Below are 17,022 nucleotides of genomic sequence, written 5' to 3'. Positions count from 1 at the left end.
GCGGCGCAGGGCGTCATCCCTGATGGCGAAACCATTATCCCCCGTCCCTAGCGCGCGGTCTGCGGCAGGCAGAAATTCATATTTGCGCCACGCGGCGCGGCGGCCTCTCCTCACTATTGCGCGTTGCCGTTCACAGAGCTGCCTCCAGGGCTTGTTTTGGTAATGCCTTTCTCCCATTTATGGGCTACCCTAGTGGCCTGAGTACATGACCCGGCGGGTTTGTGCCGGGTCATTTTTTATTTTCAGGAGTCGTCATGGCCGGGGAACACGTCATTTTGCTGGATGAGCAGGATCAGCCTGCCGGTATGCTGGAGAAGTATGCCGCCCATACGTTTGATACCCCTTTACATCTCGCGTTTTCCTGCTGGCTGTTTAACCAGCAGGGTCAGTTACTGGTCACTCGCCGTTCGTTGGGCAAAAAAGCCTGGCCCGGGGTATGGACCAACTCGGTCTGCGGACACCCCCAGCAGGGCGAGACCTTCGAGCAGGCCGTCACGCGCCGCTGTCGCTTCGAACTCGGTGTGGAGATCTCTGATATCGCGCCGGTTCACCCGGCCTTCCGCTACCGGGCGGTCGCCCCAAACGGTATCGTTGAGAACGAAGTGTGCCCGGTATATGCCGCGCGCGTGGTAAGCGAAGTGCAGCCTAACGACGATGAAGTCATGGACTATCAGTGGGTTGACCTGGCAACCATGTTAAGCGCGCTGGCCGCCACGCCGTGGGCGTTCAGCCCGTGGATGGTGCTGGAAGCGGAAAATCGGGACGCCCGCCAGGCGCTGACCGACTTTGTTGCGCGTCTGCGCGGGTAAGCTGACTATTCTCCAGGCCAGGCGCAGCCCTGTGCCTGTCATTAATGCCTGGCGGCGCTACGCTTGCACAGGCCTACGGTTCTGCGCCATTGCGTAGCCCGGATAAGGCGTTTACGCCGTCATCCGGGATCCCCGGCTTGCGCTGCGCTGAGCCAGGCTACGCCAGCCTTAGGACCTCACATCAGACATAAAAAAACCCGGCAAGCCGGGTTTTTTGCTTTTCGCGAAGGGCGATTATTTCTGCGGACGCATCGCCGGGAACAGAATAACGTCGCGGATGGTGTGGCTGTTGGTGAACAGCATTACCATACGGTCGATACCGATACCCAGACCAGCGGTCGGCGGCAGGCCGTGTTCCAGCGCGGTGACATAGTCTTCGTCATAGAACATTGCTTCGTCGTCGCCTGCGGCTTTCGCATCAACCTGATCCTGGAAGCGCTGCGCCTGGTCTTCGGCGTCGTTCAGCTCGCTAAAGCCGTTACCGATCTCACGGCCGCCAATGAAGAATTCAAAGCGGTCGGTGATTTCCGGGTTGACGTCGTTACGGCGCGCCAGCGGAGAAACTTCCGCCGGGTATTCGGTGATGAAGGTCGGCTGGATCAGGTGCGCTTCCGCCACTTCTTCGAAGATCTCGGTCACGATACGGCCCAGACCCCAGCTCTTCTCCACTTTGATGCCGATAGATTCAGCGATCGCTTTCGCGGAATCAAAGTTATCCAGATCCGCCATCTCGGTTTCCGGACGGTATTTCTTGATCGCTTCGCGCATGGTCAGTTTTTCAAACGGCTTGCCGAAGTCGAACACCTGGTCGCCGTAAGGCACTTCGGTATTGCCGAGGGTGTCCTGCGCCAGGGTGCGGAACAGAGATTCGGTCAGCTCGATCAGATCTTTGTAATCCGCATAAGCCATGTAGAGTTCCATCATGGTGAACTCTGGGTTATGACGAACGGAGATCCCTTCGTTACGGAAGTTACGGTTGATCTCGAAGACGCGTTCGAAGCCGCCAACCACCAGACGCTTGAGGTACAGTTCCGGCGCGATACGCAGGTACATGTCCAGATCCAGCGCGTTATGATGGGTGATGAACGGACGCGCGGAAGCGCCGCCCGGGATCACCTGCATCATCGGGGTTTCTACTTCCATAAAGCCGCGGCCAACCATGAACTGACGGATGCCTGCCAGGATCTGCGAACGCACTTTGAAGGTCTTACGAGATTCATCGTTGGAGATCAGGTCCAGGTAACGCTGACGGTAACGCGCTTCCTGATCCTGCAGGCCGTGGAATTTGTCCGGCAGCGGGCGCAGAGCTTTAGTCAACAGACGCAGCTCGGTGCAGTGGATAGAGAGCTCACCGGTTTTGGTCTTGAACAACTTACCGCGGGCGGCGATGATGTCGCCGAGGTCCCACTTTTTGAACTGGTCGTTATAAACGCCTTCCGCCAGGTCATCACGCGCCACGTACAGCTGGATGCGGCCGCCTACGTCCTGCAGGGTCACGAAGGACGCTTTACCCATGATACGACGGGTCATCATGCGGCCAGCAACGGCCACTTCAACGTTCAGCGCTTCCAGCTCTTCGTTTTCTTTGCCATCGAAGTCAGCGTGCAGTTGGTCAGAGGTATGGTCACGACGGAAATCGTTCGGGAATGCGACGCCCTGCTCACGCAGCGCAGCCAGCTTCTCGCGACGGGTTTTCAGTTCATTATTAAGGTCAATTGCCGCGTCAGCGCCCTGTGCTTGTTGTTCAGACATGTTGGTTCCTCATAACCCTGCTTTCAAACTTGCTTCGATAAATTGGTCCAGGCTGCCGTCGAGCACCGCCTGAGTGTTGCGGGTTTCCACCCCGGTACGCAGATCTTTAATACGCGAGTCATCCAACACGTAAGAGCGGATCTGGCTGCCCCAGCCGATATCGGACTTGTTGTCTTCCATCGCCTGCTTCTCGGCATTTTTCTTCTGCATCTCCAGTTCATAAAGCTTTGCTTTCATCTGCTTCATGGCCTGGTCTTTGTTTTTGTGCTGCGAACGGTCGTTCTGGCACTGCGTCACCAACCCGGTCGGGATATGGGTAATACGCACCGCGGATTCCGTACGGTTAACGTGCTGACCACCGGCGCCGGAGGCGCGGTATACGTCAATGCGCAGGTCGGCCGGGTTAATTTCGATATCGATATCGTCTTCCACTTCCGGGTAAACGAACGCGGAGCTGAAGGAGGTATGACGGCGGCCGCCGGAATCGAACGGGCTCTTACGCACCAGACGATGAACGCCGGTTTCCGTACGCAGCCAGCCGTAGGCGTAATCGCCAATGATCTTAATGGTCACGGATTTAATCCCCGCGACTTCACCTTCGGATTCTTCGATGATTTCGGTCTTAAAGCCGCGCGCTTCCGCCCAGCGCAGGTACATGCGCATCAGCATGCTGGCCCAGTCCTGGGCTTCGGTGCCGCCGGAACCGGCCTGAATGTCAAGGTAGCAATCGGCGCTGTCGTATTCGCCGGAGAACATGCGGCGGAACTCAAGCTGCGCCAGCTTCTCTTCCAGGGTATCCAGCTCGGCGACGGCTTCGTTAAAGGTCTCTTCGTCGTCCGCTTCCACGGCCAGATCCAGCAGGCCGGCAACGTCTTCCAGCCCCTGGGACATCTGATCCAGGGTATCTACGATGGCTTCCAGGGAAGAACGCTCTTTACCCAGCGCCTGGGCGCGTTCGGGTTCGTTCCACACGTCCGGCTGTTCCAGCTCGGCGTTTACTTCTTCGAGACGCTCTTTCTTGGCATCGTAGTCAAAGATACCCCCTAAGAACGTCGGAGCGCTCCGTGAGGTCCTGAATGCGGTTTTTTACCGGATTTATTTCAAACATGGTCGGTTTCTTTTAATGGATTTGTCAAAATGCGGTGATAAGAGCGGAATTCTACCGGATTCGCGCCCTTATTCCTACACTGTTGTCAATTTGGCCAGAGGTGATCGATGATCAGCTGCAGGCTACGGTTGCCGCGGAACTCGTTGATGTCGAGCTTGTAGGCTAACTGGACTTCACGCACGCCGTTATCCGGCCAGATGGAAGTATCAACGTTGAAGGCGATACCGTCCAGCAGCGGCCCGCCGTCAACCGGTTCGACCATCACCTTCAGGTGACGCTCGCCCACCAGCCGCTGCTGCAGCAGGCGAAAACGACCGTCAAACAGCGGTTCCGGGAACATCTGCCCCCACGGCCCGGCGTCGCGCAGCATCTGCGCCACTTCCATGCTCATCTCCGCCGCCGCCAGCGGGCCATCGGAAACCACCTCGCCCTGCAACAGCGCAGGATCCAGCCATTCGGTCACCAGCTCGCCGAAGCGCTGTTGAAACTCTTCAAAACGCGCCTCCTCCAGCGATAAGCCCGCCGCCATCGCGTGGCCGCCGAACTTCAGGATTAGCCCGGGATAAAGCGTATCAAGGCGCTCCAGCGCATCGCGCATATGCAACCCCTGAATGGAACGACCGGAGCCTTTCAGCGTGCCGTCGCCGGTAGGCGCAAAAGCGATAACCGGGCGATGGAAGCGCTCCTTAATCCGCGAGGCGAGAATGCCGACTACCCCTTGATGCCATTGCGGATGGTACATCGCCAGCCCGCCGGGCAGGGTATCGGCGCTGCGCTCCAGCTGCTGACAGAGCGTTAGCGCTTCCGCCTGCATCCCCTGCTCAATCTCTTTGCGCGTCTGATTAAGCGCATCGAGCTCGTTGGCCAGCACCCGCGCTTCGCCGATGTTGTCGCACAGCAGCAGCGCGACGCCGACCGACATGTCGTCCAGCCGTCCCGCCGCGTTCAGGCGCGGCCCGAGGGCGAAACCGAGGTCGCTGGCCGCCAGCTTTTGCGGATCGCGGTTGGCAATTTCCAACAGCGCCTTAATACCGGGCCGACATTTGCCGGCGCGAATGCGGCTTAACCCCTGCCAGGTGAGGATACGGTTGTTAGCATCCAGCGGCACGACGTCCGCGACGGTGCCTAGCGCCACCAGATCCAGCAGCTCGGCAAGGTTCGGCGCGGGGATGCCGCGAGCGTCGAACCAGCCTTTATCACGCAGAAAAGTGCGCAGCGCCAGCATCAGATAAAACGCCACCCCCACCCCGGCCAGTGATTTTGACGGGAAGTCGCAATCGCGCAGGTTGGGATTAACGATAGCTTCCGCCGCCGGCAGCGTCTCGCCCGGCAGATGGTGATCGGTCACCAGCACCGGGATCCCCAGCGCATGGGCATGATCGACGCCGGCATGGGACGAGATCCCGTTGTCGACGGTCATGATCATCTGCGCGCCGCGAGCATGGGCCTGATCGACCACTTCCGGGCTTAAACCGTAGCCGTCTTCAAAGCGGTTCGGCACCAGATAGGAGACGTTGCCGTAACCCAGCGCGCGCAGGGCCAACACGCTGAGCGCGGTGCTGGTGGCGCCGTCGGCGTCAAAATCGCCGACCACCACGATGTGCAACCCTTTCTGGAACGCGTCATGCAGCATCTCGACCGCTTTTTCAACGCCGGTGAGCTGCGTCCAGGGGAGCATGCCTTTGACGCTGCGCTCCAGCTCCTGCGCGCTGCGCACCCCGCGGCTGGCATATAGTCGCTGCAGCAGCGGCGGCAGGTCGGCGGGGAGTTCGACGCCGTCAACCGCCTCGCGGCGGCGTAGTTGTATCTGTTGTTTCACGCGAATCAGTTACCGCTTGTCTGTTTTTTGTGCTCATCGAGGAACGCCTTCAGCTCTTTCGGCCCCTGATAGCCCGGCAGCACCATGCCGTTACTGAGGACCATCGCCGGCGTACCGTTGACGCCCATCTGCACGCCGAGGGTGTAATGTTTGGCGATATCTACGCTGCAGCTCGCCGGCTGCACGCCTTTACCATTCATGGCGTCATCCAGCGCTTTGTTGCGATCTTTCGCACACCAGATCGCTTTCATATCCTGCTCGGCCTGGCTTTGCAGCCCCTGGCGCGGGAAGGCCAGATAACGCACGGTGATCCCCAGCGCGTTGTAGTCGCTCATCTGCTCGTGCAGTTTATGACAGTAGCCGCAGGTAATATCGGTGAAGACGGTGATGACGTGCTGCTCCTTCGGCGCTTTGTAGACAATCATCTCATTGCTCAGCGCGTTCAGCTTACCCAGCAGCAGCTGGTTGGTGACGTTGACCGGCTGCGCGCCGCTCACGTCGTACATCGGCCCCTGGATGATATGTTTGCCGTCGTCGGTCACGTACAGCACGCCGCTGTCGGTCAGCACCGTGCTCATCCCGGAAACCGGCGATGGTTGAATATCGGTGCTCTGCACACCCAGCTTCGCCAGCGACTGTTTAATTGCCGCGCTATCGGCGTGCGCCGCTCCTGAAAGGGAGGCCGCCAGCAGGGTGAACATCAATAAACCTTTTTTCATACTCAGTCCTTTTGTTCAGCACTCACGCCCGCGGGTGGTGCTGTTGATGAAGTTGTCGCAGACGCTCGGTCGCCACGTGGGTGTATATCTGCGTGGTGGAGAGATCGCTGTGTCCTAACAGCATCTGCACCACGCGCAGATCGGCGCCATGATTGAGCAAATGCGTGGCGAACGCATGGCGTAACACGTGCGGGGAAAGCTTTTCGCTGTCGATCCCCGCCAGTACGGCATAGTGTTTAATCCGATGCCAGAAGGTCTGGCGCGTCATCTGCTGGGCGCGCTGGCTGGGAAATAAGACATCCGACGCCACGCCGTTCAGCAGCCAGGGGCGACCATACTCGAGGTAATTTTCCACCCACAGTACCGCCTCTTCCCCCAGCGGCACCAGCCGCTCTTTGTTGCCTTTTCCCACCACCCGCAGCACGCCCTGCCGCAGGCTGATGTCGCTCATCGTCAGCCCCACCAGCTCCGAGACGCGCAGGCCGGTGGCATACAGCACCTCCAGCATCGCTTTATCGCGCAATTCCAGCGGCTGCTCCACCAGCGGCGCCTGCAGCAGGCGCTCAACCTGCGCCTCACTGAGATCTTTTGGCAGCCGCTGCGGTAGCTTCGGCGAGGCCAGCAGCGCGCTGGGATCGTCCGGGCGAATTTTTTCCCGGTACAGATGCTGGAAAAAACGGCGCACGGCGCTCAGCAGGCGCGCGGTGCTGGTGGCTTTGTAGCCGCCGGACTGCCGCTCAGCCAGCAGCGCCTGCAGATCGTCGCTGCCAACGCTTGCCAGCGACAGGCCGCGATGGTGCAACCACTCAACTAACATCGTCAAATCGCGACGGTAGGCGCTGAGCGTATTCTCCGCCAGGTTGCGCTCCAGCCAAAGGGCATCGAGAAACTGTTCGATTAGTGCCAGATCCTGTTTCACATCGGCCTCTTTGTTCGTTAAACGCTCTCATTATGCCTTAAGAGGACGCCTTTCTGGTACACTGCCCGCCATTCACGGCAAGAATCGAGATGTTTACGCGATGAATATAGGTCTGTTTTACGGCTCCAGTACCTGCTACACCGAAATGGCCGCGGAGAAAATCCGCGATATCATCGGCCCCGAGCTGGTGACGCTGCACAATCTGAAAGATGACTCCCCCGCGCTGATGAGCCAGTACGACGTACTGATCCTTGGCATCCCGACCTGGGATTTCGGCGAAATTCAGGAAGACTGGGAAGCGGTCTGGGATCAGCTGGACACCCTGAACCTCGAGGGAAAGATCGTCGCGCTGTACGGCATGGGCGATCAGCTGGGCTACGGCGAATGGTTCCTTGACGCGCTCGGCATGCTGCATGACAAGCTGGCGACCAGGGGCGTGAAGTTTGTCGGCTACTGGCCAACCGAAGGCTATGAGTTCACCAGCCCGAAACCGGTGATCGCCGATGGCCAACTGTTCGTTGGCCTGGCGCTGGATGAAACCAACCAGTACGACCTGAGCGACGAGCGCATCCAGAGCTGGTGCGAGCAGATCCTCGGCGAAATGGCCGAACACTTTTCCTGACGCGGCTTACTCCTGCGCCGGTTTTTGCAGCACCAGCCGGCGCAGATCGCGCCACTCTCCGGCGTCCATGCTGTCCGCCGCCAGCCAAAGATGCTGTCCGCGCCGGGTATCGACATGGCGCAAACGCAGCAGCATACCGCTATTGATAACCCACGGCGTCCCGAGGATCTCCCATTCGGCGTTTTGCCAGCGAAGACGGGAATCGGTGAGCAGTTTTATCTCCCCGCGACGGGCATGGATCCGCCGCTGGCTGCGCACGCAGTCGAAGACCACCAGCGACAGCAGCAGCAGCCAGATCGGGGTATAGCTCAGCGGCCAGGGAACCAACAGCACCAGGGCCGCCACCACGCCGTGAAGCAGCAGGGAAAACCACTGCGCGCGCCAGGAGATACGGAGATCAGATTGCCACAGGACCACGTTCCCGATTCCGTGTCTGAATTAAGGTTACCATCCGCTGCAGCTCCGCATCGGCCGGTTTGCCGTGGTTCATCAGCCAGTTGAACAGATCCGGATCGTCATTTTCCAGCAGGCGAATGAACAGCTGTTTGTCAGCGTCGCTGAGGGTATCGTACTCATACTCAAAGAACGGCATGATGGAGATGTCGAGTTCGCGCATCCCGCGGCGGCATGCCCAGTGGATACGTGCTTTATTGTTAATGTCCATGTTGACCTTCCAGCAGCAAAATATAGGTTAGTTTAACCCGTTTTCTGCCGTAACTTTACAGGAATATCGCTGAATGCGAGCATCCTTCCATAAAAACCTTAAAATAATGATGGGTTTATTGATTCCCTGCGTCAGGCGGCAGTCTCACGCCAGCGCACAAATGGCCTGTTGAAAGCACTTGCAATGCACTATAGCTCTTTTACCATTGGTCACACACACTGCGTTAAGCGATTCAGGATATGACTATGGCTTTTACACCTTTTCCTCCGCGTCAGCCTTCCTCTTCCGCTCGTCTGCCGTTAACGCTGATGACCCTGGATGACTGGGCGCTGGCGACAATTAGCGGGCCGGACAGCGAAAAATATCTGCAGGGGCAGATTACCGCCGATGTGAGTCATCTCACCGATGCCCAGCATCTGCTTGCTGCCCACTGTGATGCCAAAGGCAAGATGTGGAGCAACCTGCGCGTATTCCGTCGCGAGGGCGGCTTCGCGTGGATTGAGCGCCGCAGCCTGCGCGACGCGCAGCTGACCGAGCTGAAAAAATATGCCGTCTTCTCCAAAGTCACCATCGCCGCCAACGACGATCTGGTTCTGCTGGGAGTAGCCGGCTTCCAGGCGCGCGCCGCGCTGGCGCCGCTGTTCGCCGCCTTGCCCGACGCTGCCACCCCGGTGGTCAGCGAAGGCGCCACCAGCCTGCTGTGGTTTGAACACCCGGGCGAGCGCTTCCTGCTGGTGACCGATGTCGACACCGCCAACCGCGTCACCGACGCGTTGCGCGGCGAAGCGCAGTTTAACAACAGCCAACAGTGGCTGGCGCTGAATATTGAAGCCGGCCTGCCGGTTATCGACAGCGCTAACAGCGGGCAGTTCATTCCGCAGGCCACCAACCTGCAGGCGCTGGGCGGCATCAGCTTCAAAAAAGGCTGCTACACCGGCCAGGAAATGGTCGCGAGGGCGAAATTCCGCGGCGCCAATAAGCGCGCGCTGTGGACGCTGTCAGGGACCGCCAGCCGGGTGCCGGAAGCCGGGGAAGACCTGGAGCTGAAGATGGGCGACAACTGGCGCCGCACCGGTACGGTGCTGGCAGCCGTACAGCTGGATGACGGAAGCCTGATGGTCCAGGTAGTGATGAATAACGACATGGAACCGGACAGCGTGTTCCGTGTACGCGACGATGCCGGCAGCCTGAGCATCAAACCATTGCCGTATTCGCTGGAAGAAAATTAAGGAAAAGTTCCCGGCTTGCGGCGCTTGCGCCTTAGCCGGGCTACCCGGCCGCAGAATATCGTAGCCACGGTAAGCGTAGCGCCACCGTGGAATTTCCAGGCCGTAGAGTATTGTAGCCACGGTAAGCGCAGCGCCACCGTGGGATGTTTATCAGGACTGGCCGATGTAAAGATAAATCGCCAGGAAGTGACACACGCTGCCGCCGAGCACGAAGCCGTGCCAGATAGCGTGGTTATAAGGAATACGTTTGCAGACGTAGAAGATGACCCCCAGCGAGTACACCACCCCGCCAACCGCCAGCAGCGTTACCCCGCCCACCGCCAGCTTCACTGCCAGCTGATAGACCACGATAAGCGACAGCCACCCCATGGTCAGATAGGTCACCAGCGACAAAATTTTAAAGCGGTGCGCGATGGTCAGCTTAAACAGGATCCCCAGCAGCGCCAGGCTCCAGATGACGATCATCAGCCCCTTCGCCAGCGGTGAATTCAACCCCACCAGCAAAAACGGCGTGTAGGTCCCGGCAATCAGCAAATAGATGGCGCAGTGGTCGAATTTCTTCAGCCACTGTTTCGCCCGCTGATGCGGGATCGCGTGATAGAGCGTGGAAGCGAGGAACAGCATAATCATGCTGCCGCCGTACAGGCTGTAGCTGGCGATCGCCGTCGCGCTGGCGTTTGTATCCGCCGCCTGCACCAGCAGCAACACAAGGCCGACGATACCGAACACCAGCCCGATCCCGTGGCTGATGCTGTTGGCAACTTCCTCTGCCAGAGAATATCCCTGAGTGATTAATGGTTTGCGAACCATACTGGACTCCGTGAAAACAAGAACGCTTTCATTGCCCACTTAGGGTAACTGAGAATGATTCCAGTGAACACCTGTTAGCTAAAATAAAACGATGTATATTTGTAAATACTTTAAAATCATAAAGTTACATTTTTATTTCAACTCACAGCTGTTCCTGATTATCTTAAAGCGTTTTGAATTCAATGACATAAAACTGGCTCTCGCCAGGATAGATGTCGCTGATGACCTGCCGCAGCTGCCCGAGAGTCATATTCTCCTGTTGCGCATGCTGTTCGGTCAGCGTATCGAGCGTCACCGTCGAGGTCGCGGTCACGGCGATGGTGCAAAAATAGCCGTCATCTTCATAGCGCCCAACGCGCAGCACATCGCCGGGCTTAAAGTGCGACTCCGCTGCATCGCGAATGGTGATGGTTTTGCGCCCGGCGAGGATGTCGTCCTGAAAACGCTGAAAAAAGGTAATGTCATTGGCCTGCATGATATAATTCCGTCCTGGTCATTATGAATTGTGAGTTCGCCCTGTGAGTATGTTCTCCCACGCCGCTGTCGCCAGTCTCAATAATCTTGAGATGATGGTCTACCACTACGTCATTAAAAATCGTGACAAAGTGATGTACATGACCATCCGCGAACTGGCCGAGGCCGCCGGGGTCTCCACGACCACCGTGTTACGCTTCTGCCGCAAACTGCAGTGCGAGGGCTACTCTGAATTTCGCGTGCGCTTTAAATTATATCTCGAGCAGAATGAGCCTCAACAGGCAAATATCGGCGCCAGCGAAATAATGAGCTTTTTTAAAAGCGTCAATAATGACGAGTTCGATGAATTACTCGAGCAGGCCGTCGATATTATTCTCGCCTCCGAACGTATTATTTTTGTCGGCGCCGGCACCTCCGGCGCGCTGGCGAAATATGGCGCACGCTTCTTCTCCAACGTCGGTAAATTCAGCAACCATATTGACGACCCCTATTTTCCTGTAACCAACGATATGGCCCGCAACGCGCTGGCGATCGTGCTTTCCGTCTCTGGCGAGACGGAAGAGATCCTGCGCTTTGCCAGCCAGTTCAGCCTGCATCATTGCAAGGTGATGTCGATTACCAGCCATGAGCATTCGCGGCTGGCCAAACTGGCTGATTTCAATCTCTCCTGGCACGTGCCGCAGACGCGCATTGGCGGCGTCTACGATATTACAACGCAAATTCCAGTGATCTATATTCTCGAATCCCTCGGACGTAAATTAGCGCGCAAAATCAGCTAAAAATAACAGCCTGTTTTTTTGATGTAACATATTACCTTTGGCGGAATTTGTTATATCGTGACATTCACTTTCACTTTGCTAGACTCGAGAACAATAGTTATTAGAGAGATTAGCCAGGATGAAAAAATTAACCCTTCCGAAAGATTTTTTATGGGGCGGCGCGGTCGCCGCGCATCAGGTTGAAGGCGGCTGGGATCAGGGCGGCAAAGGCCCCAGCATCTGCGATGTGTTGACCGGCGGGGCGCACGGCGTGCCGCGCGAAATCACCCACCAGGTCGAAGCGGGAAAATACTACCCGAACCACGAAGCCGTCGACTTCTACGGTCGCTACAAAGAAGACATCAAACTGTTCGCCGAGATGGGCTTCAAGTGCTTCCGCACCTCTATCGCCTGGACCCGCATCTTCCCGCAGGGTGACGAAACCCAGCCGAATGAAGAGGGACTGAAGTTCTACGACGACATGTTCGACGAGCTGCTGAAATACAACATCGAGCCGGTGATCACTCTCTCCCACTTCGAGATGCCCCTGCACCTGGTGCAGCAGTATGGCGGCTGGACCAACCGCAAAGTGGTCGATTTCTTTGTACGCTTCGCCGAAGTGGTCTTCGAGCGCTATAAGCACAAAGTGAAATACTGGATGACCTTTAACGAGATCAACAACCAGCGCAACTGGCGCGCGCCGCTGTTCGGCTACTGCTGCTCCGGGGTGGTCTATACCGAGCATGACAATCCGGAAGAGACCATGTACCAGGTGCTGCACCACCAGTTCGTGGCCAGCGCGCTGGCGGTGAAAGCGGCGCGGCGCATCAACCCGGACATGCAGGTCGGCTGCATGCTGGCGATGGTCGCCCTCTACCCTTACTCCTGCAAACCGGAAGATGTCATGTTCGCCCAGGAGTCGATGCGCGAGCGCTACGTCTTTACCGACGTCCAGCTGCGCGGTTACTACCCGAGCTATGTGTTGAATGAATGGGAACGCCGCGGCTTCAACATCAGGATGGAAGACGGCGACGCGCAGATCCTGCGCGAAGGTACCTGCGCCTATCTCGGCTTCAGCTACTACATGACCAACGCGGTGAAAGCCGAGGGCGGCACTGGCGACGCCATTTCCGGTTTCGAAGGCAGCGTGCCGAACCCGCACGTCAAAGCTTCCGACTGGGGCTGGCAGATTGACCCGGTCGGCCTGCGCTATTCTCTGTGTGAACTGTATGAGCGTTATCAGAAGCCGCTGTTTATCGTGGAAAACGGCTTTGGCGCCTACGACAAAGTAGAAGCCGACGGCAGCATCAACGATGACTACCGCATCGACTACCTGCGCGCCCACATCGAAGAGATGATCAAAGCGGTCACTTATGACGGCGTCGATCTGCTGGGCTATACCCCATGGGGCTGCATCGACTGCGTCTCCTTCACCACCGGGCAGTACAGCAAACGCTACGGCTTCATCTACGTCAACAAACACGACGATGGCACCGGCGACATGTCCCGCTCGCGCAAGAAGAGCTTTAACTGGTACAAAGAGGTCATCGCCAGCAACGGTGAGAACCTGTAACTAACCGCCCTCTCCCGGCCGGGGGAGGGCTAATTGCTTATCCGCCAGACACTTCTTTACAGCTTTACCATTGCCAAAACCCGTTCGCCCGTTAAGATAAGCCTCGTGAATATTTGAGGCAATCATGATTAAGCGACAACGCAAAGCCATTCTTTTTGTCCTCCTGGCCTGTCTGGTGGTGCTAACCTGCACCGCTCAACGGATGGCCGGGATGCACGCGCTGGTCATGAACCTCACCGCCGACAGCCCGTCGCTACAGCAAAACCAGGATCAGGCCGAGGCGCCGGTCACGCCGTGCGAGCTCAGCGCCAAGTCGCTGATGGCCGTTCCGCCGATGCTGTTTGAAGGGGCGCTGTTGGCTATCACCCTGCTGCTGGCGGTGCTGGCGGCGATCCCGCCGCGTATCGAACGCCAGTGGCCTCCCCGCGTTATCTCCTCACCCCGATTGCGGGTGCATCTGCGATTATGCGTCTTCCGTGAGTGATTGATTCTCCTGACAGTTCAGGTTAATTCATCACTTACGGAGCAAACTTATGTATATGGTATTCAGGCGACTACTGGTCTGCCTGCTTTGGCTATGGCTGCCCGTCAGCCAGGCCGCCGACAGCGGCTGGCTGCGCGCCGCCGACAATCAACACGCCAGCGTCCGCCTGCGGGCGCAAACCGAGAGCAATGGCGACACTCGCCTGCTTTTAGACGTAGCGCTGGAAAAGGGCTGGAAAACCTACTGGCGCTCGCCAGGGGAAGGCGGCATCGCGCCGGCTATCGCCTGGCACACGCCGCTGGAGGTGAACTGGCGCTGGCCGACGCCGCAGCGCTTCGACGTCGCGGGCATTTCCACTCAGGGCTATCACGGCGACGTCAGCTTCCCGATGGCGCTGCGCGGGAAGATACCGCCGACGCTTAGCGGCGTCCTGACGCTCTCTACCTGCAGCAATGTCTGCATTCTCACTGACTACCCCTTTTCGCTGGATATGACGACTCCGGCGGGGGAGCGATTTAATTATGATTTTACCCGCGCGATGGGCACACTGCCGCTGCGCGATGGTCTGACTTCGCAACTGACCGCCAGCTACGTCAGCGGCAAACTGACGGTGACCGCCCGCCGCGATGCCGGCTGGCAGCAGCCAGCGCTGTTTATCGACAGCATGGAGGATGTCGATTTCGGTAAGCCGAGCTTTACCAGCCGCGGCGATACGTTGACCGCCACCGTACCAGTCACCGACAGCTGGGGCGAAGCGGCGCCGGACCTGAGCGGCAAAACGCTGTCGCTGGTGCTGGCCGATAGCGGTCAGGCGCAGGAAAGCCAAATCGCCGTCGCCGCCGGCAGCGCCGCGCCGGGGCTGGCGTTAGGCTGGGTGCTGCTGATGGCGCTGGCCGGCGGGCTTATTCTCAACGTCATGCCCTGCGTGCTGCCGGTGCTGGCCATGAAGCTCGGCTCGCTGGTGCAAACCGAAGGTCGCGAACGCGGCGCGGTGCGGCGGCAGTTCCTCGCCTCGGTGTGCGGGATCGTCGTCTCGTTCCTGGCGCTGGCGCTGATGATGACCGCGCTACGCCTGGGGAATCAGGCGCTCGGCTGGGGCATCCAGTTCCAGAACCCGTGGTTTATCGGCGCGATGGCGCTGGTGATGGTGCTGTTCAGCGCCAGTTTATTGGGGCTGTTCGAAATCCGCCTCTCCTCCAGCGCCAGCACTTTCCTCGCCACCAGGGGCGGCAACGGCTTAATGGGCCATTTCTGGCAGGGCGCCTTCGCCACCCTGCTGGCGACGCCCTGTACCGCGCCGTTCCTCGGTACCGCCGTGTCGGTGGCGCTGGTGGCGCCCCTGCCGCTGCTGTGGGGCATTTTCTTCGCCATGGGGATCGGCATGAGCCTGCCGTGGCTGCTTATCGTCGCGTGGCCGGGTCTGGCGCAACGACTGCCACGCCCGGGCCGCTGGATGAATCATCTGCGGGTGGTGCTGGGGCTAATGATGCTTAGTTCAGCGCTATGGCTGGTCAGCCTGCTGACGATCCACATCGGCCGTACGCCGGTGCTTACCCTGCTGGTGATTCTGGCCATCGCCCTGCTAGTGGCCACCGCCTGGCGCTACCGCTGGCGGACGGCGCTGCGCGCGGGCGCCCTGGCCATAGTGGTAGCGGGCGCCGTCGCCTTTGTCGCCCAACAGGACGGCCAGGGCCCGCGCCGCGACCGGGTTAACTGGCAGCCGCTCAGCGAGCAGGCTATCGCCAGCGCCCTGGCGGAGCATAAACGGGTATTTATTGATGTCACCGCCGACTGGTGCGTGACCTGTAAAGCCAATAAATACAACGTGCTGCTGCGCGACGACGTCCAGCAGGCGCTGTTAGCGCCAGATGTGATCGCCTTACGCGGCGACTGGAGCCGCCCCTCCGCTGACATTAGTCAGTTTTTAACCGCACGCGGCAGCGCCGCGGTGCCGTTTAACCAGATTTACGGACCGGAATTGCCGCAGGGACAGATTCTGCCTGCGCTGTTAGACCGCGAACAACTTATCGCCACCCTGTCCGCCGCTAAAGGAAAATAACATGAGAGCTATCACCGCCTTATTACTGCTGTACGTATCGGCCTTCAGCTTCGCCGCCCCGGCGGAAGAACCACAATCGAACGGTAATGACCAGTTAGCCCAGCTGCTGTTTAACGATCCGAATAGCCCGCGCACCGGCGCGAAAGAGCCAAAACTCACAATCGTCTCGTTTACCGATTACAACTGCCCTTACTGCAAACAGTTTGATCCGCTGCTGGAAAAAATCGTCCACGATAATCCGGACATCCAGCTCATCGTTAAGCTGCTGCCGTTTAAAGGGCAGAGTTCGGTGAATGCCGCTAAAATCGCGCTCTCCACCTGGCGTCAGCAGCCCGATAAATTCTGGGCGCTGCATCAGCGGCTGATGGCGAAAAAAGGCTATCACGATGACGCCAGTATCGCCGCCGCGCAGAAGAAAACCGCCACCGATAGTGTAAATATCGATGACAAGACCATGGATTCGCTGAAGATGAACCTGATTTTGTCGCAGGTGCTGAATATTCAGGGCACCCCGGCAACGATCATCGGCGATCAGATGGTGGCCGGCGCGATCCCTGCTGATGAGCTGGAGGGGCTGGTGAAAGAACAGCTGGCGAAAGCCCGTGGCCAGTAAAATCAGGCGCTGGCTGCGCGAGCTGGCGGTGTGGCTGCTGATTGGCGCGGCGGTGAGCCTGGCGGTGGATTATTTTCGCCAGCCCGCGCTGCCGCAAAACGTCAGCGCCACATCGCTGCAGACACTCGACGGCAGGACGCTGGATCTGCATGCCATAAGCCAGCAAAAGCCGCTGCTGCTGTACGTCTGGGCGACCTGGTGCGGAGTTTGTCGCTATACCACGCCGTCGGTGGCATCGCTTGCCGCCGACGGCGGCAATGTGCTGACGGTAGCCCTGCGTTCCGGCGATAACGCCGCGCTGGAGAAGTGGCTGACCAGGAAGAAACTGGCGCTGCCGACGGTGAATGATCCAAGCGGCCAGCTGGCGCGGCAGTGGGATATCCAGGTAACGCCAACGCTGGTGGTCATTTCTCAAGGCGAGGTGAAGTCGGTCACCACCGGCTGGACCAGCAGTTGGGGAATGCGCCTGCGGCTGTGGCTGGCCTCCTGGTAGACCGTCGGGCTTTAGCGGTTTTTATGCCGGGTAAGGCGTATCCGCCACCCGGCCTACCATTCGGCTTTGACCCCGTAGGCCCGGCAAGCGCAGTGGACTGCACCCCAAAAGTTGGAC

At 58.7% G+C, this 17,022-nt stretch carries 18 protein-coding genes; 9 read left to right on the top strand and 9 right to left on the bottom strand.

What is annotated here, in order from left to right:
* The first annotated feature begins 254 nt into the window (after nucleotides 1-254).
* Nucleotides 255-809 (top strand): isopentenyl-diphosphate Delta-isomerase, encoded by a 555-nt coding sequence (gene idi / locus KHQ26_RS15875; protein WP_002916298.1) that lies wholly within the window; start codon nucleotides 255-257, stop codon nucleotides 807-809.
* A gap of 234 nt (nucleotides 810-1,043) precedes the next feature.
* Here idi and lysS read toward each other — a convergent pair whose 3' ends face one another.
* The 5 genes from lysS to xerD all read right to left on the bottom strand — a co-directional run bounded on the left by lysS (nucleotide 1,044) and on the right by xerD (nucleotide 7,126).
* Nucleotides 1,044-2,561, bottom strand: coding sequence for a lysine--tRNA ligase (lysS, locus tag KHQ26_RS15870; protein WP_020804156.1), 1,518 nt, complete (start codon nucleotides 2,559-2,561; stop codon nucleotides 1,044-1,046).
* A 9-nt stretch (nucleotides 2,562-2,570) separates the two neighbouring features.
* Nucleotides 2,571-3,669, bottom strand: a protein-coding gene (gene prfB / locus KHQ26_RS15865; protein WP_095858446.1) for a peptide chain release factor 2 whose coding sequence is annotated in 2 segments (ribosomal slippage) — nucleotides 2,571-3,593 and nucleotides 3,595-3,669 — 1,098 coding nt in all. Because the reading frame shifts where the segments join, the coding sequence is not laid out codon by codon here.
* A gap of 85 nt (nucleotides 3,670-3,754) precedes the next feature.
* Nucleotides 3,755-5,488: a single-stranded-DNA-specific exonuclease RecJ gene (recJ, locus tag KHQ26_RS15860; protein WP_004149758.1), complete on the bottom strand. Its 1,734-nt coding sequence runs from the start codon at nucleotides 5,486-5,488 to the stop codon at nucleotides 3,755-3,757.
* Nucleotides 5,489-5,493: 5 nt separating this feature from the next.
* A complete protein-coding gene (dsbC, locus tag KHQ26_RS15855) occupies nucleotides 5,494-6,207 on the bottom strand; it encodes a bifunctional protein-disulfide isomerase/oxidoreductase DsbC (RefSeq protein WP_002916301.1) in 714 nt (237 codons plus the stop codon).
* Nucleotides 6,208-6,229: 22 nt separating this feature from the next.
* Nucleotides 6,230-7,126 carry a site-specific tyrosine recombinase XerD gene (gene xerD, locus KHQ26_RS15850; protein ID WP_004144729.1) on the bottom strand — a complete coding sequence of 299 codons (897 nt, stop codon included), beginning with the start codon at nucleotides 7,124-7,126 and terminating at the stop codon, nucleotides 6,230-6,232.
* Between the two features lie 100 nt (nucleotides 7,127-7,226).
* Here xerD and fldB point away from each other — a divergent pair, with 100 nt between their 5' ends.
* A complete protein-coding gene (gene fldB / locus KHQ26_RS15845) occupies nucleotides 7,227-7,748 on the top strand; it encodes a flavodoxin FldB (protein WP_002916308.1) in 522 nt (173 codons plus the stop codon).
* A gap of 6 nt (nucleotides 7,749-7,754) precedes the next feature.
* Here the strand turns inward: fldB and KHQ26_RS15840 are convergent, their stop codons facing one another.
* Both KHQ26_RS15840 and sdhE read right to left on the bottom strand, forming a co-directional pair.
* The gene (locus tag KHQ26_RS15840; RefSeq protein WP_002916310.1) at nucleotides 7,755-8,165 is read right to left on the bottom strand and encodes a protein YgfX; all 411 of its coding nucleotides are present in this window, start codon (nucleotides 8,163-8,165) and stop codon (nucleotides 7,755-7,757) included.
* A complete protein-coding gene (gene sdhE, locus KHQ26_RS15835) occupies nucleotides 8,146-8,412 on the bottom strand; it encodes an FAD assembly factor SdhE (RefSeq protein WP_002916312.1) in 267 nt (88 codons plus the stop codon). The genes KHQ26_RS15840 and sdhE overlap by 20 nt, the downstream gene beginning before the upstream one ends.
* Before the next feature lie 245 nt (nucleotides 8,413-8,657).
* On the opposite strand from sdhE, the gene ygfZ reads away from it, so the two are divergent.
* Nucleotides 8,658-9,641: a tRNA-modifying protein YgfZ gene (gene ygfZ / locus KHQ26_RS15830; RefSeq protein ID WP_002916313.1), complete on the top strand. Its 984-nt coding sequence runs from the start codon at nucleotides 8,658-8,660 to the stop codon at nucleotides 9,639-9,641.
* Between the two features lie 150 nt (nucleotides 9,642-9,791).
* Here the strand turns inward: ygfZ and trhA are convergent, their stop codons facing one another.
* Together trhA and yqfB are read right to left on the bottom strand one after the other, a co-directional pair.
* Nucleotides 9,792-10,451: a PAQR family membrane homeostasis protein TrhA gene (trhA, locus tag KHQ26_RS15825; RefSeq protein WP_002916317.1), complete on the bottom strand. Its 660-nt coding sequence runs from the start codon at nucleotides 10,449-10,451 to the stop codon at nucleotides 9,792-9,794.
* 163 nt (nucleotides 10,452-10,614) lie between these two features.
* The gene (yqfB, locus tag KHQ26_RS15820) at nucleotides 10,615-10,926 is read right to left on the bottom strand and encodes a N(4)-acetylcytidine aminohydrolase (RefSeq protein ID WP_004144734.1); all 312 of its coding nucleotides are present in this window, start codon (nucleotides 10,924-10,926) and stop codon (nucleotides 10,615-10,617) included.
* A gap of 49 nt (nucleotides 10,927-10,975) precedes the next feature.
* Between yqfB and KHQ26_RS15815 the strand changes: the two genes are divergently transcribed.
* The 6 genes from KHQ26_RS15815 (at nucleotide 10,976) to KHQ26_RS15790 (ending at nucleotide 16,905) form a co-directional block, all read left to right on the top strand.
* A complete protein-coding gene (locus KHQ26_RS15815) occupies nucleotides 10,976-11,704 on the top strand; it encodes a MurR/RpiR family transcriptional regulator (protein ID WP_002916321.1) in 729 nt (242 codons plus the stop codon).
* Nucleotides 11,705-11,822: 118 nt separating this feature from the next.
* On the top strand, nucleotides 11,823-13,256 hold the full coding sequence (gene bglA, locus KHQ26_RS15810; RefSeq protein ID WP_002916322.1) for a 6-phospho-beta-glucosidase BglA: 1,434 nt from the start codon (nucleotides 11,823-11,825) through the stop codon (nucleotides 13,254-13,256).
* Between the two features lie 124 nt (nucleotides 13,257-13,380).
* The gene (locus KHQ26_RS15805; RefSeq protein ID WP_004185561.1) at nucleotides 13,381-13,740 is read left to right on the top strand and encodes a hypothetical protein; all 360 of its coding nucleotides are present in this window, start codon (nucleotides 13,381-13,383) and stop codon (nucleotides 13,738-13,740) included.
* A gap of 49 nt (nucleotides 13,741-13,789) precedes the next feature.
* Entirely contained in the window at nucleotides 13,790-15,799 is a 2,010-nt protein-coding gene (locus KHQ26_RS15800; RefSeq protein ID WP_020804152.1) for a protein-disulfide reductase DsbD family protein, read from the top strand.
* Between the two features lies 1 nt (nucleotide 15,800).
* Nucleotides 15,801-16,412, top strand: coding sequence for a DsbA family protein (locus KHQ26_RS15795; RefSeq protein WP_020804153.1), 612 nt, complete (start codon nucleotides 15,801-15,803; stop codon nucleotides 16,410-16,412).
* Nucleotides 16,402-16,905, top strand: a complete 504-nt coding sequence (locus KHQ26_RS15790) for a protein disulfide oxidoreductase (protein WP_020804157.1) — start codon at nucleotides 16,402-16,404, stop codon at nucleotides 16,903-16,905. The genes KHQ26_RS15795 and KHQ26_RS15790 overlap by 11 nt, the downstream gene beginning before the upstream one ends.
* The last annotated feature ends 117 nt before the right edge of the window (nucleotides 16,906-17,022 follow it).

This window comes from Klebsiella sp. 10 (assembly GCF_018223925.1).
Lineage (GTDB): Bacteria > Pseudomonadota > Gammaproteobacteria > Enterobacterales > Enterobacteriaceae > Klebsiella > Klebsiella pneumoniae.
The sequence above is the reverse complement of the archived record's forward strand: the minus strand, read 5'-3'. Positions and strand labels throughout refer to the sequence as shown.